The following is a 1,543-nucleotide window of genomic DNA, read 5'->3' as shown; positions in this document are numbered from 1 at the left end:
GACAGGTTGCTCCTCAGAAGAGTCGGCGACAGGAACGCCGAGCGGAAGGGCAGAAGAAGACACGCAGAACCAGCGAGAACGACGTCGCGCCTGAGGCAAGCGACCCCTGCTGGACGGGTTGCACTCACGTCCAACAGCTCCACCGCATCCGACCTCACCCGACGCGCTACGTCAGCGACTGGTGGATCCGATACGGCGATCTCGATCCGAAGATCAAGACTCGAACGAGGCTATCAGACGGACCCATGTTGACCAAGCCCCCCGGTGGCCGCTGTCACCGAGGTCGGCCACTGGCGGAATGCTCATCGGGTGCCATGTGCGCGGCGCTGCTGCTCGCGCTCTCAATGGGCTTCGCCACCGCGGAGCGGTACCTGCCCCGCAACGACCGGTCGGTGGGGCCGTGGCGTACGTGGCACAGCACGTGCGGCAGCCAGACGGGCGGTGCCCGGAGTCCAGCGGAGCGAACGGGTGTGCACCGGATCCGGGGGCGTTGCTGCGGGGCGACCAGCCCTCGCCTGCCGCCCGCCCGTCGGACTGACCGGCCTCACTCATCGACCCGCCGGGCCGGGCCATTCCCAGATGTTGGCGAACAGCTCGGCCTGCTCGACCGCGTCGTCCAGCGCGTGATGCGTGTGCGGCCGCGCTGAGAGCAGTTCCTCCGGCATCGCGCGCTTCGCAGCCTTCCCGATCCGGACCCGCGCCTTCACCATGTACATCGTCTTCACGTCCAGCACCCCGGAGAACCCGAACGGCGACAGGCCAGCGGCGTACCTGCCGAGGTAGGCGGAGACCCACGGCCAGTCGAACGACGCCGGATACGCGACGAACACCGGCCGGCCGCCCCGCACCGCCTCGTGGACCCACGCCACGAACCGCCGCATCGCGGCCTCGGGATCTTCGCCCTCCGCGGCGAGGCGGCCGCGGTCCAGCTGTGACACCTCCAGCGCGGCCGGGTCGAACTCGTCGCCGACAGGCCGCAACTCGGCGTAGAACGTGCAGCCGAGAGGGTCGGGCCGGCGGAACGCCTTTCCGTCGAACGTGCCCGCGACGCACGCGCCCAGTGACAGGAGCGAGTGCACCAACGGCACGGGCCCGTCGGCTTCGACATCGACCGAGATGTAGACGTCTGCCCCGGTGTGGTCCTCGGCTACTTCCCGGGCCACGGAAGCTCCTCGCTCACGCCACCCTCATGAGGCAGGCGATCCGCGTAGCCCGATGTTGCAACGGCAGCCCAACCCCGCTCCCACAGACCGCGCAGAACCCGGGCGACGGTCTCGACCGCGGTGTCCACGGCAGTGCCCTCGGTGAACACGACCTCGAGCAGGAACGGGAAGGAGTAGAACCCGATGGGGAACTCGGTGGCCCCATCCGGCGAGAACTCGTCCGAGTCGCGGGCGTACACATCGACACCCTCCGCAGTGACAGTGGACCAGTCATCCACGACACCACCGAGGACGTCTCCCACAGCGCGCGCCAGGTCCTGGGGATCTTCGGCACCGTGCACGTACACGGTGCAGTAGGGATCAACGTCCTCCGACACGCG

2 protein-coding genes are annotated in these 1,543 nt (G+C 68.9%); both read right to left on the bottom strand.

Annotated features, from left to right (window positions below):
• Positions 1-548 precede the first annotated feature (548 nt).
• Positions 549-1,163 carry a 3'-5' exoribonuclease domain-containing protein gene (locus K1T35_RS00615; RefSeq protein ID WP_220258248.1) on the bottom strand — a complete coding sequence of 205 codons (615 nt, stop codon included), beginning with the start codon at positions 1,161-1,163 and terminating at the stop codon, positions 549-551.
• Positions 1,148-1,540 carry a hypothetical protein gene (locus K1T35_RS00610; protein WP_220258247.1) on the bottom strand — a complete coding sequence of 131 codons (393 nt, stop codon included), beginning with the start codon at positions 1,538-1,540 and terminating at the stop codon, positions 1,148-1,150. The genes K1T35_RS00615 and K1T35_RS00610 overlap by 16 nt, the downstream gene beginning before the upstream one ends.
• Positions 1,541-1,543: the final 3 nt, after the last annotated feature.

This window comes from Pseudonocardia sp. DSM 110487 (assembly GCF_019468565.1).
In the GTDB taxonomy this organism is placed as follows: Bacteria; Actinomycetota; Actinomycetes; order Mycobacteriales; family Pseudonocardiaceae; genus Pseudonocardia.
This window is presented reverse-complemented; position numbering and strand designations above follow the sequence as displayed.